This window comes from Micromonospora inositola (genome assembly GCF_900090285.1).
GTDB classification, from domain to species: domain Bacteria; phylum Actinomycetota; class Actinomycetes; order Mycobacteriales; family Micromonosporaceae; genus Micromonospora; species Micromonospora inositola.
The window spans coordinates 2,203,155-2,226,860 of sequence record NZ_LT607754.1; the positions used below are offsets into that span (position 1 = coordinate 2,203,155).

19 protein-coding genes are annotated in these 23,706 nt (G+C 74.6%); 6 read left to right on the forward strand and 13 right to left on the reverse strand.

Annotated features, from left to right (window positions below):
• Positions 1-134: 134 nt before the first annotated feature.
• From GA0070613_RS10550 to GA0070613_RS10590, 9 genes are all read right to left on the reverse strand, one after another.
• Positions 135-1,325 carry an acyl-CoA dehydrogenase family protein gene (locus tag GA0070613_RS10550; RefSeq protein ID WP_089012120.1) on the reverse strand — a complete coding sequence of 397 codons (1,191 nt, stop codon included), beginning with the start codon at positions 1,323-1,325 and terminating at the stop codon, positions 135-137.
• The gene (locus GA0070613_RS10555; RefSeq protein ID WP_089012121.1) at positions 1,322-3,295 is read right to left on the reverse strand and encodes an ATP-binding protein; all 1,974 of its coding nucleotides are present in this window, start codon (positions 3,293-3,295) and stop codon (positions 1,322-1,324) included. The genes GA0070613_RS10550 and GA0070613_RS10555 overlap by 4 nt, the downstream gene beginning before the upstream one ends.
• A 7-nt stretch (positions 3,296-3,302) precedes the next feature.
• Positions 3,303-4,904 (reverse strand): acyl-CoA carboxylase subunit beta, encoded by a 1,602-nt coding sequence (locus GA0070613_RS10560; RefSeq protein ID WP_089012122.1) that lies wholly within the window; start codon positions 4,902-4,904, stop codon positions 3,303-3,305.
• Positions 4,901-6,097, reverse strand: coding sequence for an acyl-CoA dehydrogenase family protein (locus GA0070613_RS10565; RefSeq protein ID WP_089012123.1), 1,197 nt, complete (start codon positions 6,095-6,097; stop codon positions 4,901-4,903). The genes GA0070613_RS10560 and GA0070613_RS10565 overlap by 4 nt, the downstream gene beginning before the upstream one ends.
• Positions 6,094-7,797: an acyclic terpene utilization AtuA family protein gene (locus tag GA0070613_RS10570; protein ID WP_089012124.1), complete on the reverse strand. Its 1,704-nt coding sequence runs from the start codon at positions 7,795-7,797 to the stop codon at positions 6,094-6,096. Before GA0070613_RS10570 ends, GA0070613_RS10565 begins: the two co-directional genes overlap by 4 nt.
• Positions 7,794-8,657: a TIGR03084 family metal-binding protein gene (locus GA0070613_RS10575; protein WP_089012125.1), complete on the reverse strand. Its 864-nt coding sequence runs from the start codon at positions 8,655-8,657 to the stop codon at positions 7,794-7,796. Before GA0070613_RS10575 ends, GA0070613_RS10570 begins: the two co-directional genes overlap by 4 nt.
• A 40-nt stretch (positions 8,658-8,697) precedes the next feature.
• A complete protein-coding gene (locus tag GA0070613_RS10580; protein WP_231929745.1) occupies positions 8,698-9,363 on the reverse strand; it encodes a TetR/AcrR family transcriptional regulator in 666 nt (221 codons plus the stop codon).
• 298 nt (positions 9,364-9,661) lie between these two features.
• Positions 9,662-10,405: a metallophosphoesterase family protein gene (locus tag GA0070613_RS10585; RefSeq protein ID WP_089012126.1), complete on the reverse strand. Its 744-nt coding sequence runs from the start codon at positions 10,403-10,405 to the stop codon at positions 9,662-9,664.
• A gap of 108 nt (positions 10,406-10,513) precedes the next feature.
• Positions 10,514-11,191 (reverse strand): Crp/Fnr family transcriptional regulator, encoded by a 678-nt coding sequence (locus GA0070613_RS10590; RefSeq protein WP_007466162.1) that lies wholly within the window; start codon positions 11,189-11,191, stop codon positions 10,514-10,516.
• 129 nt (positions 11,192-11,320) lie between these two features.
• On the opposite strand from GA0070613_RS10590, the gene GA0070613_RS10595 reads away from it, so the two are divergent.
• From GA0070613_RS10595 to GA0070613_RS10620, 6 genes are all read left to right on the forward strand, one after another.
• Positions 11,321-11,983: an adenosylcobinamide amidohydrolase gene (locus GA0070613_RS10595; protein WP_089012127.1), complete on the forward strand. Its 663-nt coding sequence runs from the start codon at positions 11,321-11,323 to the stop codon at positions 11,981-11,983.
• A gap of 89 nt (positions 11,984-12,072) precedes the next feature.
• Positions 12,073-13,239: a CapA family protein gene (locus tag GA0070613_RS10600; RefSeq protein WP_089012128.1), complete on the forward strand. Its 1,167-nt coding sequence runs from the start codon at positions 12,073-12,075 to the stop codon at positions 13,237-13,239.
• 69 nt (positions 13,240-13,308) lie between these two features.
• Positions 13,309-14,088 carry an endonuclease III gene (gene nth / locus GA0070613_RS10605; protein WP_089012129.1) on the forward strand — a complete coding sequence of 260 codons (780 nt, stop codon included), beginning with the start codon at positions 13,309-13,311 and terminating at the stop codon, positions 14,086-14,088.
• Positions 14,085-14,693 (forward strand): TlpA family protein disulfide reductase, encoded by a 609-nt coding sequence (locus GA0070613_RS10610; RefSeq protein ID WP_089012130.1) that lies wholly within the window; start codon positions 14,085-14,087, stop codon positions 14,691-14,693. Before nth ends, GA0070613_RS10610 begins: the two co-directional genes overlap by 4 nt.
• The gene (locus GA0070613_RS10615; protein WP_089012131.1) at positions 14,690-15,382 is read left to right on the forward strand and encodes an NUDIX hydrolase; all 693 of its coding nucleotides are present in this window, start codon (positions 14,690-14,692) and stop codon (positions 15,380-15,382) included. Before GA0070613_RS10610 ends, GA0070613_RS10615 begins: the two co-directional genes overlap by 4 nt.
• Positions 15,383-15,445: 63 nt before the next feature.
• On the forward strand, positions 15,446-16,624 hold the full coding sequence (locus tag GA0070613_RS10620; protein ID WP_089012132.1) for a MarP family serine protease: 1,179 nt from the start codon (positions 15,446-15,448) through the stop codon (positions 16,622-16,624).
• 36 nt (positions 16,625-16,660) lie between these two features.
• Here GA0070613_RS10620 and GA0070613_RS10625 read toward each other — a convergent pair whose 3' ends face one another.
• The 4 genes from GA0070613_RS10625 to eccCa all read right to left on the reverse strand — a co-directional run bounded on the left by GA0070613_RS10625 (position 16,661) and on the right by eccCa (position 23,675).
• Positions 16,661-17,383, reverse strand: a complete 723-nt coding sequence (locus GA0070613_RS10625; protein ID WP_089012133.1) for a phosphatase PAP2 family protein — start codon at positions 17,381-17,383, stop codon at positions 16,661-16,663.
• A gap of 30 nt (positions 17,384-17,413) precedes the next feature.
• Positions 17,414-18,226: a phosphatase PAP2 family protein gene (locus GA0070613_RS10630; RefSeq protein WP_231929746.1), complete on the reverse strand. Its 813-nt coding sequence runs from the start codon at positions 18,224-18,226 to the stop codon at positions 17,414-17,416.
• Between the two features lie 50 nt (positions 18,227-18,276).
• Positions 18,277-19,638 carry a type VII secretion-associated serine protease mycosin gene (gene mycP / locus GA0070613_RS10635; RefSeq protein WP_089012135.1) on the reverse strand — a complete coding sequence of 454 codons (1,362 nt, stop codon included), beginning with the start codon at positions 19,636-19,638 and terminating at the stop codon, positions 18,277-18,279.
• A gap of 74 nt (positions 19,639-19,712) precedes the next feature.
• A complete protein-coding gene (gene eccCa, locus GA0070613_RS10640; protein WP_089015877.1) occupies positions 19,713-23,675 on the reverse strand; it encodes a type VII secretion protein EccCa in 3,963 nt (1,320 codons plus the stop codon).
• Positions 23,676-23,706: the final 31 nt, after the last annotated feature.

Sequence of the window (23,706 nt, forward strand, 5' to 3'; positions counted from 1 at the left end):
GCGGGTGATCGGGCACCCGCCGTACCCCGGGCCGGCGACCTGCCGTACGCGACGAGTTCCCCTCGACCCCGACCCGGTGGGCCGGCTACCTGCATGTCGGACTGAACCGACCGGTGTGAGACCGCGCCGGATCGTCAGTACGACTTGTCCTGGCCGAGGACGTGCTGGGCGACGAAGTTCAGGATCATCTCCCGGCTGACCGGGGCGATCCGGCCGGCGCGGACCGCGCCGAGCAGGGTGGCCACCCCGTACTCGGTGGTCATGCCGGCCCCGCCGAGCGCCTGCACGGCGGTGTCCACGGCGAGCGCGGCGGCCTCCCCGGCCGCGTACTTGGCCATGTTGCCGGAGATGCCGGCCTCCAGGTCCCGACCGGCGTCGTAGAGGGTGGCCGCCTTGTGGATCATCAGGCGGGCCAGCTCCACCTGCACCGCCGCGTGCGCGAGCGGGTGCGCCACGCCCTGGTGCGAGCCGATGCTCCGGCCGCCCCAGACCTTGCGGGTGGCGGTGTACTCCGACGCCCGCTCGATGGCGTACCGGCCGGTGCCGGCGCCCATCGCGGCGACGGTGATCCGCTCCGGGTTGAGCCCGGCGAAGAGGGCCGGCAGCCCGGCGTCGAGGGACTCGCCGACCAGGGCGTCGGCGGGCAGCCGCACGTCGTCCAGGTAGAGCAGGAACTGGTTCTCCGGCGAGAGGATCTCCATGTCCAGCTTGGAGCGGGTGAGGCCCGGGGCGTCGGTCGGCACGATGAACAACGCCGGCTTCAGTTTCTGCGGAGCCGCGTCCGCCGAGCCGGCCTGGCCGTCTCCGACGGCGACCCGCGCGACGACGAGGACATGGCCAGCCTCGTCGACGCCGGAGATGTAGCACTTACGGCCCGACAGCAGCCAGTCGTCGCCGTCCCGGCGGGCCACCGTGCCGAGCTGGTGGAAGTTCGAGCCGGCCTCCGGCTCGGTGATCGCGAAGACGATCTTCTGGGAGCCGTCCGCGAGGCCGGGCAGGTGGCGCTTGCGCTGCTCGTCGGTGCCGTGCTTGTTGATCACGGTGGCGGCGATCGCCGGGGAAACCACCAGCAGCAGCAGCGGGCAGCCGGCCGCGGCCAACTCCTCGCAGACGATGGCCAGCTCGGTGATGCCGCCGCCGCCCCCGCCGTACTCGGTGGGGATGTTCACGCCGAGGTAGCCGAGCCGGCCGGCCTCGTGCCACAGCTCGGTGGTGTGCTCGCCGGCCTTGGCCTTCTCGACGAAGTAGCCGTGGCCGTACCTGCGGCCCAGCGCCCGGACGGCGTCGCGGAGCTGGTCCTGCTCGGGGGTGAGGTCGAAGTTCACTGCGGGGCCTCCTCGGGATTGACCACGGCCAGCACGGTGCCCGTGTCGACCTGGCCGCCGGCCGGCACCGGCAGCTCGGCCACCACACCGTCGGTCGGGGCGAGCACGGGGTGTTCGAGCTTCATCGCTTCCAGGGTCAACAGCAGCTCACCGGCGGTGACCCGCTGGCCGACCTCGACGTGCACCCGGGTCACCGCGCCGGGCAGCGGTGCGACCAGCGACCCGGCGGCCAACTCCGCGGTGGGTTGCGGGAAACGCGGCAGCTCGGCCAGGCTCGTCGCCCCCGCCGGGCCGTCCACGAAGACCGTCGACCCCACCCGGCGTACGCGGAACTTCCAGCGCGACTCCAGCACGGTGAGCACGACCCGGTCGGGGGTGGCCTCGACGAGGCGGGCGGACAGGTCACCGGCCGGGTCCGTCGACCACTCGGCCAGGCCGCCGTTCCGGTTCAGCCGGTAGCGGACCTCGACCTCCGTCCCGTCCCCGCAGGCGTAGCGGGCCACCTGCGGGAACGCCGGCACGTTGCGCCAGCCCGACGGCAGTCCGGCCAGCACCAGGGCGCTCGCCCGCCGCCCGGCGGCCGACGCCAGTGCGGCGGCGAGCGCCGCGACCGGCAGCAGGTCGGCCGGCAGCAGCGGGGCGAAGACCTCCGGGTGCCGGTCCAGGAAGCCGGTGTCCACCTCGGCCGCGCCGAACTCCCGGCTGCGCAGCACTCGGACCAGCAGGTCCCGGTTGGTGGCGACGCCGTGCAGCTCGGCCCGGGCCAGCGCGCCGGCCAAGGCCCGGGCCGCCTCGGTGCGGGTGGGCGCCCAGGCGACCAGCTTCGCGAGCATCGAGTCGTAGTGCACGCTCACCGTCGAGCCGTCCACCACGCCGGAGTCCAAGCGCAGCCCCTTCGTCGGGGCGAACTCGCCGGCAACGCCGGGGACGGCGAAGCGGTGCAGGGTGCCGGTGGCGGGGCGGAAACCCTGGGCCGGATCCTCGGCGCAGAGGCGTACCTCGATCGCGTGGCCGTCGGCCGGCGGGGTCGCCGGCAGCGGCAGCGGCTCGCCCTCGGCGACCAGCAGTTGCAGCCGCACCAGGTCCAGCCCGGTCACCGCCTCGGTGACCGGGTGCTCCACCTGGAGGCGGGTGTTCATCTCCAGGAAGAAGAACTCCCCGGTCGGGGCGAGCAGGAACTCGACCGTCCCCGCGCCGACGTAGTCGACCGCCCGGCCAGCGGCCACCGCCGCCGCGTGCAGCCGCTGGCGCAGCTCCGGGTCGACGACCGCCGGGGCCTCCTCGATGATCTTCTGGTGTCGGCGCTGGATCGAGCAGTCCCGCTCGCCCAGGGCGAGCACCGTGCCGTGCATGTCGCCGAAGATCTGCACCTCGACGTGCCGGCCGCGCTCGACGTACCGCTCGATGAAGACCGTGCCGTCGCCGAACGCGGCGGCCGCCTCGCGGCGCGCGGAGGCGACGGCCGCGGCGAGGGCGGCAGCGTCGCGGACGATGCGCATCCCGCGCCCGCCGCCCCCGGCGGACGCCTTGACCAGCACCGGGAAGTCGGTGATCTCGTTCGCGTCGGTCCAGGTCGGCAGCATCGGCACGCCCGTGTCGGCGAGCAGCGCCTTCGCCGCCATCTTGTCGCCCATCGCGGCGATCGCCTTGGCCGACGGCCCGACCCAGGTCAGCCCGGCGTCGGCCACCGCAGTGGCGAACTCGGCGTTCTCGGCGAGGAAGCCGTAGCCCGGGTGGACGGCGTCCGCGCCGGACCGGCGGGCCGCGCGCAGGATCTGCACGACGTCCAGGTAGGTCTCGGCCGGCGTGTTCCCCGGCAGGTGGACGGCCAGGTCGGCCTCGGCGACGAACGGCGCGTCGGCGTCCGCGTCGGAGTGCACGGCGATCGTCGTGATCCCGAGCGTGCGGCAGGTGGCGAAGACCCGACGGGCGATCTCGCCCCGGTTGGCAACCAGCAGTCTCTGAATCATCTCCGCCTCACATCCGGAAGACGCCGAAGCCGTCGGCGCCCTTCACCGGTCCGTTGTGGATCGCCGACAGGCAGAGCCCGAGGACGGTACGGGTGTCCCGGGGGTCGATCACCCCGTCGTCGTAGAGCCGGCCGGAGAGGAAGAGCGCCCCGGACTGGGACTCGATCTGCTGCTCGACCATCATCCGCATCGCGGCGTCGGAGTCCTCGTCGTAGTCACGGCCCCGGGCCGCGGCGGCCTGCCGGGCGACGATCGACAGCACCCCGGCGAGCTGCGCCGGGCCCATCACCGCCGACTTGGCGTTCGGCCAGGTGAACAGGAACCTCGGCTCGTACGCCCGGCCGCACATGCCGTAGTTGCCGGCGCCGTATGAGGCGCCCAGGTTCACCGTCAGGTGCGGCACGGTCGAGTTCGACACCGCGTTGATCATCTGGGCGCCGTGCTTGATGATGCCGCGCTGCTCGTACTCGGTGCCGACCATGTAGCCGGTGGTGTTCTGCAGGAAGATCAGCGGGGTGTCGGCGGCGTTGGCGAGCTGGATGAACTGGGCGGCCTTCTGCGCCTCCTCGCTGAACAGCACGCCCCGGGCATTGGCCAGCACGCCGACCGGCCACCCGTGCAGCTCGCCCCAGCCGGTGACCAGCGCGGCGCCGTAGCCGGGCTTGAACTCGTCGAAGTCGCTGCCGTCCAGCAGCCGCGCGAGGACCTCACGCGGGTCGAACGGCACCTTCAGGTCGGCGCTGGCGATGCCGAGCAGCTCCTCCGGGTCGCACTTGGGGGGCTGGGGGAACGCGCTGCGGGGCGGCGGGCCCTGTTTGCGCCAGTTGAGCCGGCGTACGCACTGCCGGGCCAGCCGGATGCCGTCCCGCTCGTCGGAGGCGAGGAAGTCCGCCAGGCCGGACTTCGTGGCGTGCATGGCCGCGCCGCCCAGGGATTCGTCGTCGGTGACCTCGCCGGTGGCCATCTTCACCAGCGGCGGCCCGGCCAGGTAGACCTGGGACCGGTCCCGGATCATGATGGTGAAGTCGGACATCCCCGGCACGTACGCGCCGCCCGCGGTGGCGTTGCCGAAGACCACGCTGACCGTGGGGATCTTCGCCGCGGAGAGCCGGGTCAGGTCGCGGAACACCCGGCCGCCCGGGATGAAGATCTCCGCCTGGGTGGGCAGGTCCGCCCCGGCCGACTCGACCAGGTTGATCATCGGCAGCCGGTTGGCGAGGGCGATCTCGCCGGCCCGCCGGGTCTTGGCGAGGGACCACGGGTTGACCGCGCCGCCGCGTACCGTCGGGTCGTTGGCGACGACCAGGCACTCCACCCCCTCGACCACCCCGATCCCGGTGACCACGCTGGCCCCGACCGGGAAGTCGGTCCCGTACGCGGCCACCGGGGAGAGTTCCAGGAACGGGCTGTCCGGGTCGAGCAGCAGCTCGATCCGCTCCCGGGGGAGCAGCTTGCCGCGCCGGTGGTGCCGGGTGACGTACTTGTCGCCGCCACCCGCGCGGGCCTGGTCGAGCGTGGCGTCCAGCTCGGCGAGACGTTCCAGCAGGGCCTCCCGGTTGGCCGCGAAGGCCGGCGCGGACGGGTCGATCGCGCTGTCCAGTGTGGTCACAGCCCCATGCCCTTCGCGATGATCTCGTTCATGATCTCGGTGGTGCCGCCGCCGATGCCGAGGATCCGGGCGTCCCGGTAGTGCCGTTCCACCTCGGCGTCGCGCAGGTAGCCGAAGCCGCCGTGCAGTTGCAGCGCCGCGTCGACCACGTGGTCGCAGGCGGCCACCGCGACGTTCTTCGCCATCGCCACCTCGGTCACCACCGGCTCGCCGGCCGCCACCCGGGCGGCCACCTGGTGCACGTACGCCCGCGCGGTCTCGGCGCGGGTGTGCATCTCGGCCAGCCGGTGCCGGACGAGCTGCCGGCTGGCCAGCGTCCGGCCGAACGTGGACCGGTCCCGGCACCAGCGCACAGTCAGCTCCACGCAGCGCTGCGCGGTCGCGTACGCCTGGGTGGCGAGGGAGAGCCGCTCCGCGGCGAAGTGCTGCATGATCGCGAGGAAGCCGGTGTTCTCCTCGCCGATCCGGTTGGTCACCGGCACCCGGACGTCGACGAAGGAGAGTTCGGCGGTGTCCGAGCAGTGCCAGCCCAGCTTCTCCAGCCGGCGCCCCACCGTGAAGCCGGGCGTGCCCTTGTCGACCACCAGCAGGGTGAGCTCGCCGCTGCCCGGGAAGTCGGTGCAGACCGCGGTGGTCACGAAGTCGGCCCGAATCCCGCTGGTGATGTAGGTCTTCGACCCGTTCACCACGTAGTGGTCACCGTCCCGGCGGGCGGCGGTGCGGATCGCGGCGACGTCCGAGCCGCCGTCCGGCTCGGTGATCGCCAGCGCGCCGATCATCGTCCCGGCCAGGGTGGGGCGGACGTACCGGTCGACCAGGTCGTCGTCGCCCTGGGCCGGGCTGGCCCCGAGCCGGCCACGGAGCAAGCCGCCGGTCCGGCCGCCAGCCGCGGCCACCATGTGCGGCAGCGCGATGCCGTGCGTGAAGAGCGCTGCGACCAGCCCGGACGATCCGCCGGAGCGGATGATCTCCTCGGTGACGACGATCGAGTCGAGCAGGTCCCCGCCGCTGCCCCCCACCGACTCGGGAAAGCCGACGCCGAGCAGACCGATCTTCGCGGCGGTGGCGTGCAGCTCGCGGGGGACCTCGCCGGCCCGCTCCCAGTCGGCCAGGTGCGGCAGCACCTCCCGGGTCACGAAGGCCCGGGTCAGCTCGCGGAGCTGCCGCCGCTCGGGGCTGTCCACGATGGTCATGCCGCCGCCGCCTTCCGGGCCGGGCCGGTGGCGAGGTCCGCCGGCAGCTCGACGACGCGGGAGCGGAGCAGCTCGCCGAGCGCCTTGGCCTGCGGGTCGAAGCGGGTGGAGGCGGCCACCCCGTGCCCGAGCAGCCCCCGGAGTACGAAGTTGACCGCCCGCAGGTTCGGCAGCTCGTACCGTTCGACGGTCAGCGGGGCGGTCTCCGGCAGCAGCTCGGCCAGCCGGTTGACGGTGAGCCAGCCGCGCAGCCAGGCCCAGGTCGCGTCGGTGCGCGCCCAGACGCCCAGGTTCGCGTCGCCGCCCTTGTCCCCGGACCGCGCCCCGACCAGCTCGCCGAGCGGGCCCCGTCGGGTCGGCCCGTCGACGGGCGACGTCCGCACGGGGGCGGCCGGAGGTTCCCCGACGGCTACGGCCGTCCGGATCGGCGGGGCGATCGGCACCCGTTCGCCGCCGGGCAGCACGGCGACGTGGGCGACCGCGTCCTGCGGCACGAAGTCCGCGGTGAAGACCCCGTAAGGGGTGGCGTCGCCGGGCAGGGTGGTCAGCGTGCAGCCCGGGTAGGAGGCCAGCGCCAGTTCCACCGCGGCCGCGGAGAAGGCCCGCCCGGCCCGTGCCTTGTCCCCGTCGCGCAGGTGTACGTGCAGCAGCGCGCTCGCCGCCTCGGTGTCGGTGGCGTCCGGGTGGTCGGTGCGGGCCAGGGTGAACTCCAGCCCATCCTTGCCGACCGCCTCCTCGACCTGCCCCCGGACCAGCGCCGCCTTGGCCGGGATGTCCAGTCCACAGAGCACGAACGTCATCGAGTTGCGGAAGCCGCCCAGGTTGTTGACGCCAACCTTGAGGGTGTCCGGCGGCGGGGTGCCCCGGACGCCGGAGACGCGCACCCGGTCGGGCCCGTCGCCGGTCAGGGTGACCGTGTCGAGCCGGGTCACCACGTCCGGCCCCAGGTACGCCGGGCCGTCGACCTCGTACAGCAGCTGGGCGGTGACGGTCTCCACGGTGACCGCGCCGCCGGTGCCGGGATGCTTGGTGAGCACCGAGGAGCCGTCGGGGTGCAGCTCCGCGATCGGGAAGCCGGGCCGGTGCCCGCCGTCGGGAAGCTCGGTGAAGAAGCTGAAGTTGCCGCCGGTGACCTGCGCCCCGCACTCGATCAGGTGCCCGGCCACGGTCGCCCCGGCCAGCGCGTCGAGGTCGTCGCGGCCCCAGCCGAAGCGGGCGATCGCCGGCCCGACCGCCAGCGAGGCGTCGGTGACCCGGCCGGTGACCACCACGTCCGCCCCGGCGTCCAGGCAGGCGGCGATGCCGAACGCACCGAGGTAGGCGTTGGCGGTGAGCGCGTCCGGGCGGTGCAGGGCGTCGCCCTCGACGTACCCGATCCGCGCGGGGAGGCCGAGCCGGTCGGCGAGCGAGCCGATCGCGGCGGCCAGGCCGACCGGGTTGAGGCCGCCGGCGTTGGTCACGATCCGTACGCCCCGGTCGAGCGCGGTGCCGAGGCAGCCTTCGAGCTGGCGGAGGAAGGTCCTCGCGTATCCGAGTTCGGGGTCGCGCAGCCGGTCCCGGCCGAGGATCAGCATGGTCAGCTCGGCCAGGTAGTCCCCGGTCAGCACGTCCAGCTCGCCGCCGTCGAGCATCTCCTGCCAGGCGGCGAACCGGTCGCCGTAGAAGCCGGAGGCGTTGCCGATCCGCAGCACGCCGGTCATGCCGTCGCCCCGGCGGTGGTGTCCGGTGCGGTCGCCGGCTCGCGGCCGGCCCCGGGTGGACCGGCGAACGCCTGGGCGACGTCCAGCCATGCGTCGGCGGTCGGGCCGGTGGCGACCAGGGTCAGGTCGGCGCGGTGCCGCCGCTGGGTGACCAGCAGGCAGAAGTCGAGCGCCGGACCGGTCACCCGGTCGGCCGCCTCCGCCGGCCCGAAGGCCCAGGTGTCCCCGTCGGAGCCGTCTTCGCTCGCGACTGCGGGGCTCGCGAGCTCACTCCTCGCGCTCGCCGGTGCGGTCAGCTCGACCCGCACCGGCGCCGTCGGCACCGGCCGGCCGTGGGCGGCGAAGCCGTGCCCGAGGGTACGGAAGCCGAGGTGCGCGACGTGCCGCAGCCGGGCGGTGGCCGGGCGGGTGACGCCGAGCGCGTCGGCGACGTCCTCGGCGTGCGCCCAGGTCTCCATGATCCGGGCGGTGACCATCGAGGCGGGTGACATCCGGGTCCCGTACCAGGGGACCTTCTCGCCGGTCGGGACGGCGGCGAGGGCCGCCGCGAGCGCGGCCCGGCCGTCCCGCCAGCGGGCCAGCAGCTCGGCCGGCGGGGCGAGGAAGGATTCGGCCCCGTCGTCGACCAGCCGGGCCGGGTCGGGCGCCGAGAGGACCGAGGCGTAGAAGGCATCGGCGTCGGTGGCGGCGAGCCCGGCCACGTGGTCGGTCCAGGCCAGGTGGGCGATCTGGTGGGCGACCGTCCACCCGGGGGCGGGTGTCGGCCGGGCCCAGCCCTCCGGTGGCAGCCCGGCGACGAGGGCGTCGAGCTGGTCGGACTCGGCGGCGAGATCCGCGAGCAGTGCGGTCAGGTCGACCATGGTGCCTCCGGGCGGGGATGTGCCGGTCAGGACGTTCGGGTCAGGGCCGCTCGCGTCCCGGGCCTCCGGTCGCCGGCGCTTCCGTGCGCGGCGGGCCGACGTTCGGGGTGAGCAGGGTGGCGAGCTGGCGTTTCCAGGTGTGCAGCAGGGCGGTGCGGCGGGGCGAGTCGTCGCTGAGCAGGTTGGCCACGCCGAGCCCGCGGAGCAGGTCGAGGGTGGCCTGCACCGCTTCGCGGACGCCGGGACGGCGCTCGTCCACCCCGAGCAGTTCGACGGTGAGCCGGTGCATCTCCCGGCCCAGCCGGGTCTCCAGCGGCACCAGGGCGGCGCGGAGTTCGGCGTCGGTGCGGGCGGCCACCCAGAGTTCGAGGGCGGCGACGAAGAGCGGCCCGGTGAAGGCCGCGCCGAGCAGGTCGATCACCCGGTCCAGCCGCTGCGGGCCGGCGGGCAGGCCGTCCGCCTCGGTGCGCAGCTCCGCCGCCCGCCGCTCGGCGAGGTGGGCCACCGCGGCGGTGACCAGGGCGGCCTTCGTGGGGTAGTGGTGCAGCTGGGCGCCGCGGGAGACGCCGGCCCGGGCCGCGACCACGGTGGTCGTGGTGCCGGACCAGCCGTGCTCGACCAGGCATTCGACGGTCGCCTCCAGCAGCCGGGCCCGGGTGGCGCGGCTGCGCTGCTGTTGAGGGACGCGGGTCGATGTGGCGGGCACGGGGACAGCGTGCCGCCCGCGAAACAAACAGTCAAGACTGACTTTTTCAGGGTCGGACCCGGGGCACTGCCGTCGCGGCCGCTCCGCTCGGGAGGGGGCGACCACCGGGTGGGGTTGAAGGTGACTACGAAGCTGATGGCGTGAATGAATCGCGCCCGATCCACCAACGTCATCAGCTTCGTAGCGTCCTGGACAGTGCTCGGCGCCGGCACGACCGGCCCGACCGGTCCGCGCACGGCGGCGCCGGCGCGGCGACGGATGGCGGGCGCGGCGGCCGGCGGGTGTGACGGCCCAGGGCTCAGCGGCCGTCGCGGGGGCCGAAGACGGCGAGGGCGTCGGCGTCGCTGTGTCGGGAGCGGAGATACTCGTCGGCCCACTCGGCGGCCTCCGGGAAGCTGGACTCCGCCACCACCCGGGCGCAGGCGGCGTCCACGTCGTACCCGGTCCGGCGGAGCTGCACCCCGGGGCCGAGCAGCGCCCACCAGGCGCCCGCCCCGCCGTACGGCATGCCGACGCTGCCCGGGTTGACCACCAGGCGGCGGTCGACGAGCCGGGTGAACGGCATGTGGGTGTGCCCGCAGACCACCGTGCCGACCTCGGCGGGCAGCCCGGCGAAGACCTCGGTCCAGCGTTCCATCCGGGAGTCGACCAGCACCACTTCCTCGTCGTCCCGGGGCGTCGCGTGGCAGAAGAGCACCTCGCCCAGGCCGGCGACCGGCAGGGTGACGGTCAGCGGCAGCGCGGCCAGCCGGGCGACCTGGTCGTCGCGGAGCTGCGCCGCCGCCCAGTTCGAGACGTCGTGCGGGGAGGGTCGGCCGGACCGCGCCTCGACCAGCTCCCGTTCGGCGTTGCCACCCACCCAGCAGGCGCGCTCGCCCAGCGCGGCGAGCAGGTCCAGCACCTCGACGGGCTGCGGGCCGGCGGCGATGTCACCGGTGAGCACGATCAGGTCGGCGGCGGCGACGTCCGGCTCGGCCAGTACGGCCTCCAGCGCCGGCAGCGCGCCGTGGACGTCGGAGAGGACGGCGACACGTTCGAGCATCAGCCCACCCTGCCCGTCCGGCCGCCGGCCGTCGAGGGATTCTGCGCCGGGCAGAACGACGACGGGGACCGCCCCGGAAGGCGGTCCCCGTCGATGTCCGGTGTGGGGTCAGACCCGCGCGCGGCGGGCCAGGCGCTCCGGGTCGAGGATGATGATGCTCTTGCCGTCCAGGCGCAGCCAGCCGCGCGAGGCGAAGTCGGCGAGCGCCTTGTTGACGGTCTCCCGGGAGGCGCCGACGAGCTGGGCGATCTCCTCCTGGGTCAGGTCGTGGGTCACCCGCAGCACGCCGCCGTCCCGGGTGCCGAACCGGCCGGCCATCTGGAGCAGGTTCTTGGCGACCCGACCCGGCACGTCCGTGAAGATCAGGTCGGCCAGCGAGTCGTTCGTCCGGCGCAGCCGGCGGGCCAGCACCCGCAGCAGTTGCTCGGCGATCTCCGGCCGGTTGTTCAGCCACGGCCGCAGCGCCTGCTTGCGCAGCCGCACCAGCCGGGTGTCGGTCACCGCGGTGGCCGTCGCCGTACGCGGGCCCGGGTCGAAGAGCGACAGCTCGCCGACCATGTCCGACGGGCCCATCACCGCGATCAGGTTCTGCCGGCCGTCCGCCGCGCGGCGGCCAACCTTGATCTTGCCGGACAGCAGGATGTAGAGACTGTCGCCGGGCTCGCCCTCGTTGAAGACGATCTCGCCCTTACGGACCTCGATCGTCTCCATCTCCTTGGCGAGCGCCTCGGCAGCCTCCGGGTCGACACCCTGGAAGATGCCGCTGCGGGCCAGTACCTCGTCCATCGGTCACCTCCGCCAGCGCGTGCCGTCCGTCGGCCGGGTCCGCCGTCCGCTGATCCCCTCGCGCGCCGCCAGTCTAGGCGCACGTGAGCGCGAATCAGCGGTGCACCCCTGGGATCATAGGCTGAGGGCGTGCTGAGCGAGCCCTTCCTGACCACCCGCCACGAGGACGGGTGGGACATCCCGCTGCTGGTGTGGCGGGCCGCCGAGCCGCTGCTGGCGGTCGGCACCACCCCGCTGGGCGGCGGGATCGGCGTACGACGGTGGGTGGTCAACGCGACCGTGCCGATGTCGTACCACCGGGACGACCCGGCCGCCCACCTGGCCGAACTGGCCGACGGGCTCGGCCTGGCCGGGCCCGGGGTCGGGCTGCTGACCGGGGTCGACGTGGCCGAGGTGGTGGCCCGGGTCGACACCGGCGTGCGGGTCTGGGCGACCGTCGGGCTCGGCACCCCGGTCTGGGCCGCCGCGCCGGCGCCGGCGACACCCGCGCAGCGGGTCGGCACGGTCAACATCGTCGTGTACGTCCCCGCCCGGCTCGGCGACGCGGCGCTGGTCAACGCCGTGGCCACCGCCACCGAGGCGAAGGCGCAGGCGATCTGGGAGCTCGGGCTGCCCGCCACCGGCACGCCCACCGACGCGGTCACCGTGCTCTGCCCCGCCGACGGCGAGCCGGCCCCGTACGGCGGCCCCCGGTCGACCTGGGGCGGCCCGCTGGCCCGGGCGGTGCACGCGGCCGTGCTCGCCGGCGGCGTCGGGCCCGTCGTGCCCTGGTCCGACCGCCGGACCGGATGACAAGCCCGGCGGGCGGTGCTTCGATCGGCCCGGGTTTCCGACCGATCGGCCCTCGTCGGAGCGTTTGCCGCGCGGTAGCGTCGCGGGCGATGTACGCTCCCGCCTCCGCCGCGCCCCGCCCGCGTCGCCGCCGCCTGGCCGCCGTCCTCGGCGCGCTGCTCGTCGCGTTCCTCGCCGCCGGCTGCGCCGACGACGCCGGCGGCCCGCCGGTCTGGCAGCAGGGCACGGGCGGTGGGTCGACCGGCTCGCCGGTTCCGCCCGACCCGGCGGACCCCGGACCGGCGGAGGCCGCCGGCAGCGCCATCTCGCTCGCGGCGACCGGCGACGTCATCATGGGCAACGCTCCGTCCCGGCTGCCGGCCAACGACGGCAAGGGCTTCTTCGACCAGGTCAAGGCGGCGCTCAAGGCCGACCTGGTGATGGGGAACCTGGAGGAGCCGCTCACCGAGGACACCGGTGCCGGCAAGTGCGGACCGAAGCCGCAGAACTGCTACCAGTTCCGGGCGCCCCCGGAGTACGCGGCGCACCTCCGCGACGCCGGCTTCGAGCTGCTCAACCAGGCCAACAACCACGGCTACGACTACGGCCCCAAGGGCTACCAGAACACCCAGCGGACGCTGGAGGAGCACGGCCTCAAGCACACCGGCGCGCCCGACCAGATCACCGTGGTCGAGGTCCACGGCGTCAAGGTCGCGGTGGTCGGCTTCTCGTCGTACGTCTGGTCCAACAGCCTGGTCGACATCGAGTCGGCGAAGCGGGTGGTGGCGAAGGCGGCCACCATGGCCGACCTGGTCGTGGTGCAGGTGCACATGGGTGCCGAGGGCGCCGACCGGAGCCACGTGAAGCCGGGCACCGAGATGTTCTTCGGCGAGAACCGGGGCGACCCGGTCCGCTTCTCGCACGCGGTCGTCGACGCCGGGGCGGACCTGGTCGTCGGGCACGGTCCGCACGTGCTGCGCGGGATGGAGTTCTACCGGGGGCGGCTGATCGCGTACAGCCTGGGCAACTTCGCCGGCGGCGGCAAGTCGCTGAACAGCTCCGGCCGGCTCGGCTGGGGCGGTGTGCTGAAGGTGTCCCTGAAGCCGGACGGCAGCTTCGCGGGCGGGACGTTCACCTCGACCGTCATGAACGGCGTGGGTCGGCCGTCGATCGACTCCGGGCACCAGGGTCTCGGGCTGGTCCGGGAGGTGAGCCGGGCCGACTTCCCGAAGACCGGGGCGCGGCTCGACACGGCGGGCCGGATCACCGCGCCGTAGGCCGGGTCGGGCGGTCCGCGCCCGCGTCGGCCCGCCGGGACGTCGCCCGCCCGACGTAGGCTGGCCGGCGTGACCACCAGTTCCCCCGAGACCGACCTCGGCCGTACGCGCCGCGCCCGGCGGATCGGCCGGGTGCTGACCGAGACGCACCCCGACGCGCACTGTGAACTCGACCACTCCAACGCGTTGGAGCTCGCCGTCGCCACGATCCTCTCCGCGCAGTGCACCGACAAGAAGGTCAACGAGGTCACCCCGAAGCTCTTCGCCCGCTACCGCAGCGCCGCCGACTACGCCGGGGCGGACCGGGCCGAGCTGGAGGAGCTGATCCGGCCGACCGGCTTCTACCGGAACAAGACCAGCTCCCTGATCAACCTCGGCCGGGCGCTCTGCGAGCGGTACGACGGCGAGGTCCCCGGCAAGCTGGCCGACCTGGTGACCCTCCCGGGGATCGGGCGCAAGACCGCCAACGTGATCCTCGGCAACGCCTTCGGCATCCCCGGCATCACCGTCGACACCCACTTCCAGCGGCTGGTGCAGCGGTGGAAGCTGACCACCGAGACCGACCCGGTCAAGATCGAGCATGCGATTGGGGCGCTCTACCCGAAGCGCGACTGGACCATGCTGTCGCACCGGATCATCTTCCACGGCCGGCGGGTCTGCCACGCCCGCAAGCCGGCCTGCGGCGCCTGCACGCTGGCGAAGCTCTGCCCGTCGTACGGGACCGGTCCGACCGAGTCGGCGGCGGCCGCGAAGCTGCTCAAGGGCCCCCGGGCCCGGGACCTGGCGGCGGCCGTCGGGATCGACCCGGAGCTGGTGCCGCAGCAGGCGGTCGCGGCGGAGGTGCCGTGAAGCGCCGACTCGCGGCCCTGCTCGTCCCGGCACTGCTGGCGGTCGCCGGCTGCACCGCCACCGACCAGCAGGCGGCCCCGGCGCCCGCCACCCGCGCCGAGCGGCCCGCGCCGTTCGCCGACTGCGCGGCGCTGACCGCCGCGCCGGCCTCGGCCGCCCCCGCGCCCACCAGCGGGCCGGGTCAGCCGCTGCCCGAGCTGACCCTGAACTGCTTCACCGGGGGCGCCCCGGTGGACCTGCGGGAGGTGAAGGGCCCTGCGGTGGTCAACGTCTGGGCGTCCTGGTGCCCGCCCTGCCGTAAGGAACTGCCCGCGTTCCAGCGGCTCAGCGAACGCGCCGCGGGCCGGTTCCAGGTGATCGGCGTGAACAGCCGGGACAGCCGTGGCGGGGCCCAGTCCATCGGCGAGGACTTCGGTGTCCGCTTCCCGATGCTGGTCGACCAGGGGGACGCCTTCGAGCGGGCGCTCAACCGGAACTCCTTTCCGCTCACCCTCTTCGTCGGCGCGGACGGCCGGGTCCGGCACACCGACGCCACCGGCGCGCTCGACGACGCCACGCTCACCGAGCTGGTCCGCACCCACCTCGGCGTGGCGGTCACCGCATGAACCGGCAACCGCCGCCGTGGCTGGATCCGCTGCTCGGCCGGCTCGGCACCGCCCGCGCCGAGGACTTCACCCGGCTCGCCACGCCGGAGAGCGGCGGCCGGGAGAGCGCGGTGCTGGTGCTGCTCGGCGAGGAGCCGGGCTCCGGCCCGGACGTGCTGGTCCTCCAGCGGGCCGCCACCCTGCGCAACCACGCCGGTCAGCCGGCCTTCCCGGGCGGCGCGGCCGACCCGGAGGACGCCGACGTCAGCGCCACCGCGCTGCGCGAGGCGAACGAGGAGGTCGGGCTCGACCCGGCCAGCGTCACCGTCCTGGCCCAACTGCCGAAGCTCTGGATCCCGGTCAGCGACTTCGTGGTCACCCCGGTGCTCGCCTGGTGGCACGCACCGCACCCGGTGCACCCGCGGGAGCCGGCCGAGGTCGCGCACGTGGCCCGGCTGCCGATCGCCGAGCTGGTCGACCCGCAGAACCGGATGCGGGTACGCCACCCGAGCGGCTGGATCGGCCCGGCCTTCTCGGCCCGGGGCATGCTTGTCTGGGGGTTCACCGCCGGTGTGCTGGCCACGCTGCTGGAGATGGGTGGCTGGGCCCGCCCGTGGCCGCGCGGCCGGGTGGTGGAACTGCCGCCGACCGCCGCCGCCCCGGCGCCGTCGGCCGGCACCGACGAGGTCGACGAGAGCCCCGTCCGCTGACCTGACGGTCACGTTGGGCGAGCGGCGGGCCGGTTCCGTGCCGGCTGCCCGTACCCTGGACGCGTGTCCGTCGTGGATCTCGTCCTGCTCCTGCTCATGCTCGTGTTCGCGGTCAGCGGATACCGCCAGGGCTTCGCCATCGGGGCGCTGTCGCTCTCCGGCTTCTTCCTGGGCGCGCTGATCGGCCTCCAGGTCGGCCCGCTGATCGCCCGGCAGTTCGTCGACAGCGGCATCCGCGTGTTGATCTCCCTGGTCGCGATCTTCGGGCTCGCCGTGCTCGGTCAGGCGCTCGCCGGCTGGCTCGGCTCGCACCTGCGCAAGACGATCACCAACGACGTGGCCAAGCGGCTCGACGACATCGGCGGGGCGATCGTGTCGCTCGTCGCAGTGATGCTGGTGGCCTGGCTGGTCGCGGTGCCGCTGGGCTCCTCCGCGGTGCCCGCGGTGGCCTCCTCGATCCGGAACAGCGCGCTGCTCACCGTGATCGACCGGATCCTGCCGGACAAGGCCCAGGAGCTTTCCACCGCGCTGCGGGACACCGTCGACACCAACGGCTTCCCGGACGTCTTCGGCGACCTCGCGCCGACCCGGGCCCGGCAGGTCTCCCCGCCCGACCCGGCGCTCGCCGGCTCCACGGTGGTGGCCAACAGCCAGCGGTCGGTGGTCAAGGTGCTCGGCTCCGCGCCGAGCTGCGCCCGCCGCATCGAGGGCTCCGGTTTCGTGTACGCGGACGACCGGGTGATGACCAACGCGCACGTGGTGGCCGGCACCCGATCCGTGGCGGTCGAGCTGCGCGGCGAGCGGTACGACGGCGAGGTGGTCGTCTACGACCCGGAGCGGGACCTGGCCGTGCTGCACGTGCCCGGGTTGCCCGGTCCGTCGCTGCGCTTCGCCGCCGGGCAGGCCGGTAGCGGCGCCGACGCGATCGTGCTGGGTTTCCCCCTCGACGGCCCGTACGACGCCCGGCCGGCCCGGGTCCGGGACGTGGACCGGATCACCGGGCCGGACATCTACTCCTCCGGGGACGTGACCCGGGAGATCTACACCATCCGGGCGCTGGTGCGCAGCGGGAACTCGGGGGGCCCGCTGGTCTCGGCGAACGGGCTGGTGCTCGGGGTGATCTTCGCGGCGGCGGCCGACGACCCGAACACCGGCTTCGCCGTGACGGCGGCGGAGGCGCGGCCGGTGGCACTGGCCGGCGCGGAGCGTGCCCGGGCGGTCGGCACCGGCGACTGCACCTGAGCCGACCGACGGCGCCCGACCGCGACGGACGCCGGGTCAGCCGCCCGCGGCGGCGGGGGCGGCCACGTCGTCACCCGAACGGGTGAGCGGCAGCTTCGACCGACCCCAGGTAAGCGTCCGGTCGAGTACCGCCCGGGCCATGATCGCCACGCAGGTCCCGCCGTTCAGGAACGACGCCACCACGTCGCTGGGGTGGTGCATGCCCCGGTACATCCGGGTGAGCGCGACCCCGACCGGCACCAGGACCAGCAGCGACCACCAGGCGATCTTCGCCGGGGTGCGCTTCGCCCGCAGCGCCAGCAGCACCGCGATGCCGACGTAGAGCGCCACCGCCGCGGAGGTGTGCCCGGACGGGAAGCTGGAGGTGGGCGGCGAGACGTCCATGTGCTCGACGGCCGGCCGGCGGCGGTCGATGGCCATGGTGGTGAACAGGAAGATCAGCGCCTGCGCGGTCACCGCGGCGCAGAGGAAGAGCGGCTCCCGCCAGCGGTGCAGCACCAGTCGCAGCACCAGGGCCACCAGCACGGTGACCACGACGATCATCTGGGTGCTGGCCAGCGTGCTGAACACCAGCGAGACGTCGTTCCATCCGCCCGTACGGTCCGCCGCTAGCTCGCGGTTGACCGTGTCCTCCACGGTGAACGGCCAGGTCCGGGTGAGGACCCGGGTGACCAGGAGACCCAGCCCCACCATGACGGCGAAGAGCAGGGCCAGCGGCAGCAGCACGCGTTTGGTCACCTGGACCGCGACATCGGACATGGGCCGCCCATTACCCCACCGGGCGCGGAACTACGCGTGCTCCCGGTGCGCCTCGTCCGGGCCCGGCCCGGCCAGCTCCGGCTCGACCCCTTCCCGGGCGGTACGCGCCGGCCGCCGACCGGTGCGGGTGCGCCAGGTGCGGAAGGCGGCCGTGGTCGCCGCCACCACCGCGACGCCGAGCAGCCAACCGCCCAGCACGTCGCTGGTCCAGTGCACGCCGAGGGCGATCCGGCTGACGCCGGTGACCACCGCGAGCACGATCGCGGCGAACCACAGCACCCAGCGCAGCGGCCGCCGGTCGCGGGTGAACGGCAGGAAGACCAGCAGCAGCACCCCGGCGGTCAGGGTGGCGTTCAGCGCGTGCCCGGACGGGAAGGAGAAGCCGGCCGCCCGGGCCACCGGGTCGAGCAGGTCCGGCCGGTGCCGGCCGACCAGCAGCTTGAGCAGCGCGCCGAGCAGCCCGCCCACCACCATCGTGGTGACCGCCCAGAGGGCCAGCCGCCGCGCCCGGCGGAACAGCAGCCAGGCGACGACGACGGCGGTGGCGGTCCGCAGCGGGCCGGGCGCGAAGACGTCGGTCCAGAGGCTCATCAGCCGCACCCAGGCCGGATGGGCGAGGGCGTACCCGTGCAGGGCGTCGGTCACCGAGGCGTCCAGCCGGAACAGCGGCGGCCAGGCCGCCAGCACCAGCAGGGCCAGCAGGGCGAACGGCACCAGCACCAGGAACACCGCGGCGGCGGCCAGGGTGAGCCGGAGGCCCAGCGAATGATCCGGGTCCAGCCGGCGGGTCCGCCAGGACCGCTGGACCGTGGACATCCGACTGTGCTCGCCCGACTCGCTCATGCTCCCAGCACTACCCAGCCGACGGTCCGGTCAGACCGGCAGTGCCGGAGTCACCGCCGCGGCCGGCGGAACCGGCGGACCACCATCGCGGCACCGGTGACCAGGGCGACGAAGAGGGCGAGGCCGGTCCAGAGCCGTTCCGGCGCCGAGTCGTCCGGCTGGCCCGCCGGGTGGGCCGTCCACCGGGTCTGCTGTTTCGGCGCGGTGAAGCTGAACGGGTCGGCGCCCCGCCCGGCCGCCCGGTCGTCCTGCCCCGGTCCGGGCGCCGAGCCGAAGCCCACCACGCCGGGGGAGTCGTTGTCGTCCAGCGGGTTGCGCCCCACCGCCGGCACGTCGGCGGTCAGCGCGGCGACCGGGTCCACCATGCCGTATCCGAAGCGGTCGTCGCGGCCGGTAGGCCCCAGGTCCTTCGCGGTGGTGATCAGCCGGTTGACCACGTCCCCGGCGGACATCTGCGGGAAGCGGGCCCGGACCAGGGCGGCGGTCGCGGCGACCAGCGGCGACGCGAAGCTGGTGCCCTGCACCCGCCAGTACGCGCCGCCGGAACGGGCCCCGAAGAGCGCCGTCGCGGGGGCGGCGAGGGTGGTCTCGTGGCCGGTGATCGAGCCGGACCAGAGGTTGGGGCTGCTGCGTTCCAGGCCGGCGACGGCGAGCACGCCGGGTTCGCGGGCCGGGTACCAGACCTTGGAGCTGGTCGAGGTGGCCAGGTTGCCGGTGCAGGCGACCACCACGACGTCCCGGGCGAAGGCGTAGTCGAGGGCCGCGGCCAGGGCAGGGCTGTCGCCGCTGCCACCGAGGGACAGGTTGATCACCCGGGCGCCGTTGTCGACCGCCCAGCGCACCCCCTTGGCGACGATCATCGCGTCGTCGTACCGGTTCTCGTCGTCGAGCACCCGGACGGGCAGGATCCTGGCGTCCGGGGCCAGCCCGACCACGCCCCGGTCGTCGTCGTTGCGACCGGCGATCAGGCCGGCGACCGTGGTGCCGTGCCCCACCGGGTCCGGCCCCTCGGCGCCGTCCGGGGAGACCAGGTCGATGCCGGGCAGCACCTGACCGGCCAGGTCCGGGTGGGAACCGTCCACCCCGGAGTCGATCACCGCGACGATCACGCCGCGGCCGGTCGAGCTGCGCCACGCGGTCTTCGCCCGCAGCTCGTCGAGCTGCCACTGCTCCTCGCGGACCTGGTCGACCCGGATCGGGGTGTCCACCGGGGCGAGCCAATGCCGGCCGGCCGCCGGCAGGGCGTTGACCTGCCGTGCCGTGGCGGCGGCATGGGCCGGGGCGGCGTGCGCCGGCGGGGCGAGCGGGCCGGCGACCGTGGCGGCGGTCGCCGCCACACCGAGCAGCGTGCGTCCGACGAGACGTCGGGACGCGTTAGCTCCGTGCCGATCCCTGCTCACATTCCCAGCCATTCATCGCGACAGAAACATGCTGCTCGGAGATTACCGGGTTTCCCGTGCGTCACGATGCAGGTCGGTGACTCCGATCACGCGGGCGGCAGGTGGGCCAGTTGCACCAACCGGACCCCCTCCCGGCGGGTCACCAGCCGGCCCCGGCCCGGGGGCAGCGGGCTCGCCTTCACCTGACCCACCAGCGCCCCCTCCTCCGGGCCGCCGGACATCACCAGGCCGGCCGTGGAGAGCTCCCGCAGCCGCTGGATGATCGGCTCGAACTGGGTCCGGCCGGCGCCGCCGGAACGCCGGGCCAGCACCAGGTGCAGCCCGACGTCGCGGGCGTGCGGCAGGTGCTCCTCCAGGGCACGCAGCGGGTTGGTCGGCCCGCCGGCCACCAGGTCGTAGTCGTCCACCAGCACGAACAGCTCCGGCCCAGACCACCAGGACCGGCTGCGCAGCTGGGCCGGGGTCACCTCGGGCCCGGGGATCCGGCCCTGCAGGTAGCCGGCGGCCGACTCGATCAGCTCGGCGGTGTGCGGGGCGGCGTTGCCGTACCCGATCAGGTGCGGCGTCTCGATCGTGCCCATCAGACTGCGCCGGTAGTCGACCAGGATCACCCGGGCCTGCTCCGGGGCGAACCGGGTGATGATCGAGCTGGCCAGCGCCCGCAGGAACGACGACTTGCCGCACTCGGCGTCACCGAAGACCACGAAGTGCGGCTCGGTCGCGAAGTCCAGCACCACCGGGCGCAGGTCCGCCTCGGCGACCCCGACCGGGAAGGCCAGGCCGGTGGTCGCCGCGAGGTCCAGGTCGGCGTACGGCAGCACCGGCGGGAGCAGCCGGACCCGGGGCGCGGCCGGCCCGGCCCAGCCGGCGACGGCCGCCTTGACCAGGTCGACCGTCTCCCCGCCCAGCCCGGCGACCCGGGGCAGTGCGCCGAGGAAGTGCAGCCCCTCCGCGGTGATCCCCCGGCCGGCCTGCTCCGGCACGTTCGCCGCCACCGCCCGCTTCACCACCACCGAGTCCGACGGGTCGCCGAGGCGCAGTTCGAGCCGGGAACCGAACAGGTCGCGGATCGCCGGCCGGAAGTCGGTCCAGCGCACGGAGGCGGCCACCACGTGGACGCCGTACGACAGGCCGCGGGTGGCCAGGTCGGTGACCAGCGGCTCCAGGTCGTCGTAGTCGTTGCGCAGGGTGCCCCAGCCGTCCACCACCAGGAACACGTCGCCGAACGGGTCGGTGCCCGGCTGCCCGTTGGCCGGCGCCGCCGCCCGCCGCCGACGCCACGCCGCCATCGATTCCACGCCCAGTTCGGCGAAGCGGCGTTCCCGCTCGGCCAGGAGGGCAGCGATCTCCCCGACGGTACGGCGCACCGCGGTCGGGTCGGAGCGGCCGGCGACCCCGCCGACGTGCGGCAGGTCGCGCAGCACGCCGAGCGCCCCACCGCCGAAGTCGAGGCAGTAGACCTGCACCTCGGCCGGGGTGTGGGTGAGCGCCAGCGCGCAGATCAGCGTACGCAGCAGGCTCGATTTGCCGCTCTGCGGCTGACCGACCACCGCGACGTGCCCGGCCGCGCCGTCCAGCGCCAGCCAGAACAGGTCCCGGCGCTGTTCGTACGGCTTGTCGACCACCGCCACCGGCACCTGGAGGGCGCCGTGCAGCTCGGGATTGCCGACGGTGAGCCCGCGTGCCGGGTCGGTGGCGACCGGGCCGAGCAGCTCGTCGAGGGTGGGGGAGCGGTCCAGCGGCGGCAGCCACACCTGGTGGGCCGGGGGGCCCTGCCCGGCCAGCCGGCCGACCAGCAGGTCGAGCAGGGTCTCGGTGGGCGAGTCCTCCTCGGCGGCGGGCGGCGCGGCCGGGGTGGCCGGCTCCGGCACCGGCACCAGGTGGGTGGAGAAGGCGAGCAGCCGGGGCGCGCCGGCGCCGGCCGCGCCCGCCGGGCCGCCCCGACGGCGGACCGCGCCGGATACGTACGCGGCCTTGAAGCGGACCAGCGGGTCGGTGCCGGAGCGCAGGTAGCCGTGCCCCGGGGAGCGGGGCAGCTCGTGCGCATCGGGCACCCCGAGCACCGTCCGGGACTCCAGCGCCGAGAAGGTCCGCAACCCGATCCGGTACGACAGGTGGGTGTCGAGGCCCCGTAGCCGCCCCTCTTCCAGCCGCTGGCTGGCCAGCAGCAGGTGCACGCCGAGGGACCGGCCCAGCCGGCCGATCTGCACGAAGAGGTCGATGAAGTCGGGCTTGGCGGAGAGCAGCTCGGAGAACTCGTCGCAGATCAGCAGCAGCGACGGCAGCGGGGCGAGCGGGGTGCCGGCCGTGCGGGCCCGTTCGTAGTCGCGCAGGCTGGCGAAGTTGCCGGCCCGGCGCAGCAGCTCCTGCCGACGGACCAGCTCGCCGTTGATCGCGTCGACCATCCGGTCGACCAGCGGCAGCGCGTCGGCCAGGTTGGTGATCACCGCGGCGGTGTGCGGCAGCCGGTCGAAGGAGGCGAAGGTCGCCCCGCCCTTGAAGTCGACCAGCACGAAGTTGAGCTGCTCCGAGCTGTGCGTGGCGGCCAGCCCGAGCACCAGCGTGCGGAGCAGCTCGGACTTGCCGGAGCCGGTGGCCCCGATGAGCAGGCCGTGCGGGCCCATGCCGTCCTGCGCGGACTCCTTGAGGTCCAGCTCGATGGCGCCGCCGTCGGCGCCGACCCCGATCGGCACGCGCAGCCGGTCCCGGGCCGGTCGGGGCGCCCAGCCCTGCTCGGCGGTGAAGCTCTCCGAGTCGCCGAGGCCGAGCAGCTCGGGCAGGCCCGGCTCGGCGCCGGGCGGGGCGTCCGGTCCGCGTACGGTGCCGGCTAGCCGGAGCGGGGCGAGCCGGCGGGCGACCGCCTCCGCGTCGGCGAGCTCCAGGGCGTCGGCGGCGCCGACCTCGGCGGCCCCCTCGGCGGAGTGCGAGTGCAGCCGGCCGTCGCGCAGGTCGAGCAGGAGGGCGTACCGGTCGAGCAGCCGGGGCGGCGGGGTGTCCAGGTCGATGACGGTGACCGCGTCGATGCCGCCGTCCCCGGCCAGGTCGGTGGCCCCGGTCAGGTCGCCCCCGTCGAGCACCACCACCACGTGCGGCGCGTCGGTGGCCGGGCCAACCGGGCTGAACCGGGACCGGCTGGCCAGCACCTCGTCGAGGAGCCGTTCCAGCTCGGCGGCGGAGCTGGTGACCAGCCGGACCGGGCCGAGCGCGTCGGCGCGGCTCGGGTGCTGGGCGTGCGGCAGCCATTTGACCCAGTCCCAGAGCCCCCGCCGTTCCGGCCCGGCGCAGACCGCGATCAGCAGCTCGTCCGGGGCGTGGAAGACGGCGAGCTGGGCGAGCACGGCCCGGACGAGGGCCTGCGCGGCCGGCGAGCCGGCCCCCCGCGCGCCGGCGGGACCGCGGACGAAGACCCGGGCGAAGCTGCGCAGCGAGAGCGCCACCGGCAGGTCCGGCACCACCGAGTACGCGTCGAGGAAGCGCCGCAGCGCGCCCGCGGTCATCGGCTCCAGCTCCTCCAGCGGCCGGGTGACCGGCGGGACGAGTGGGGTGGCCAGCGTCTGCGGGCCGACCCCCAGCCGGACCACCGCGAAGTCGGGGTCGCCCGGGCGGCGTTCCCAGACCCGGTGGCTGTCCACGGTGGACCAGAGCCGGCCCGGGTCGGGATGCCGGTAGTGGAGTCCGGCCCGCTGCGCCCCGGCCGTCTGCCGCACCCGACGGCGCAGCGCGGTCAGGTGGCGCAGGTACTCCCGCCGGGCGGCCATCATCTCCGACTTCTTCGGGGTGCCGGTGGCGCTGCCCCACGAGGTGACCAGCATGGCCACCGAGGAGAGCCCGAACATGCCGCCCACCACGTACGAGTAGGCCCCGCCGCCGCGGCCGAACATCATCGCCATCGCCACCGTGCCGCCGAGCATGGGCAGCACCATCAGCGCCTGCTGCCAGCGCCCGCCGGTCCCGACGGGGATCTCCGGCGGCGCCTCCACCGGCAGATCACCGACCGGAATCTCCGGCGCGGGACGCCGCGGCGGGCGCTTGATGACGACAGTGGACACGGAGCCTCCCATGGCTCTCGGTAACCCGAGC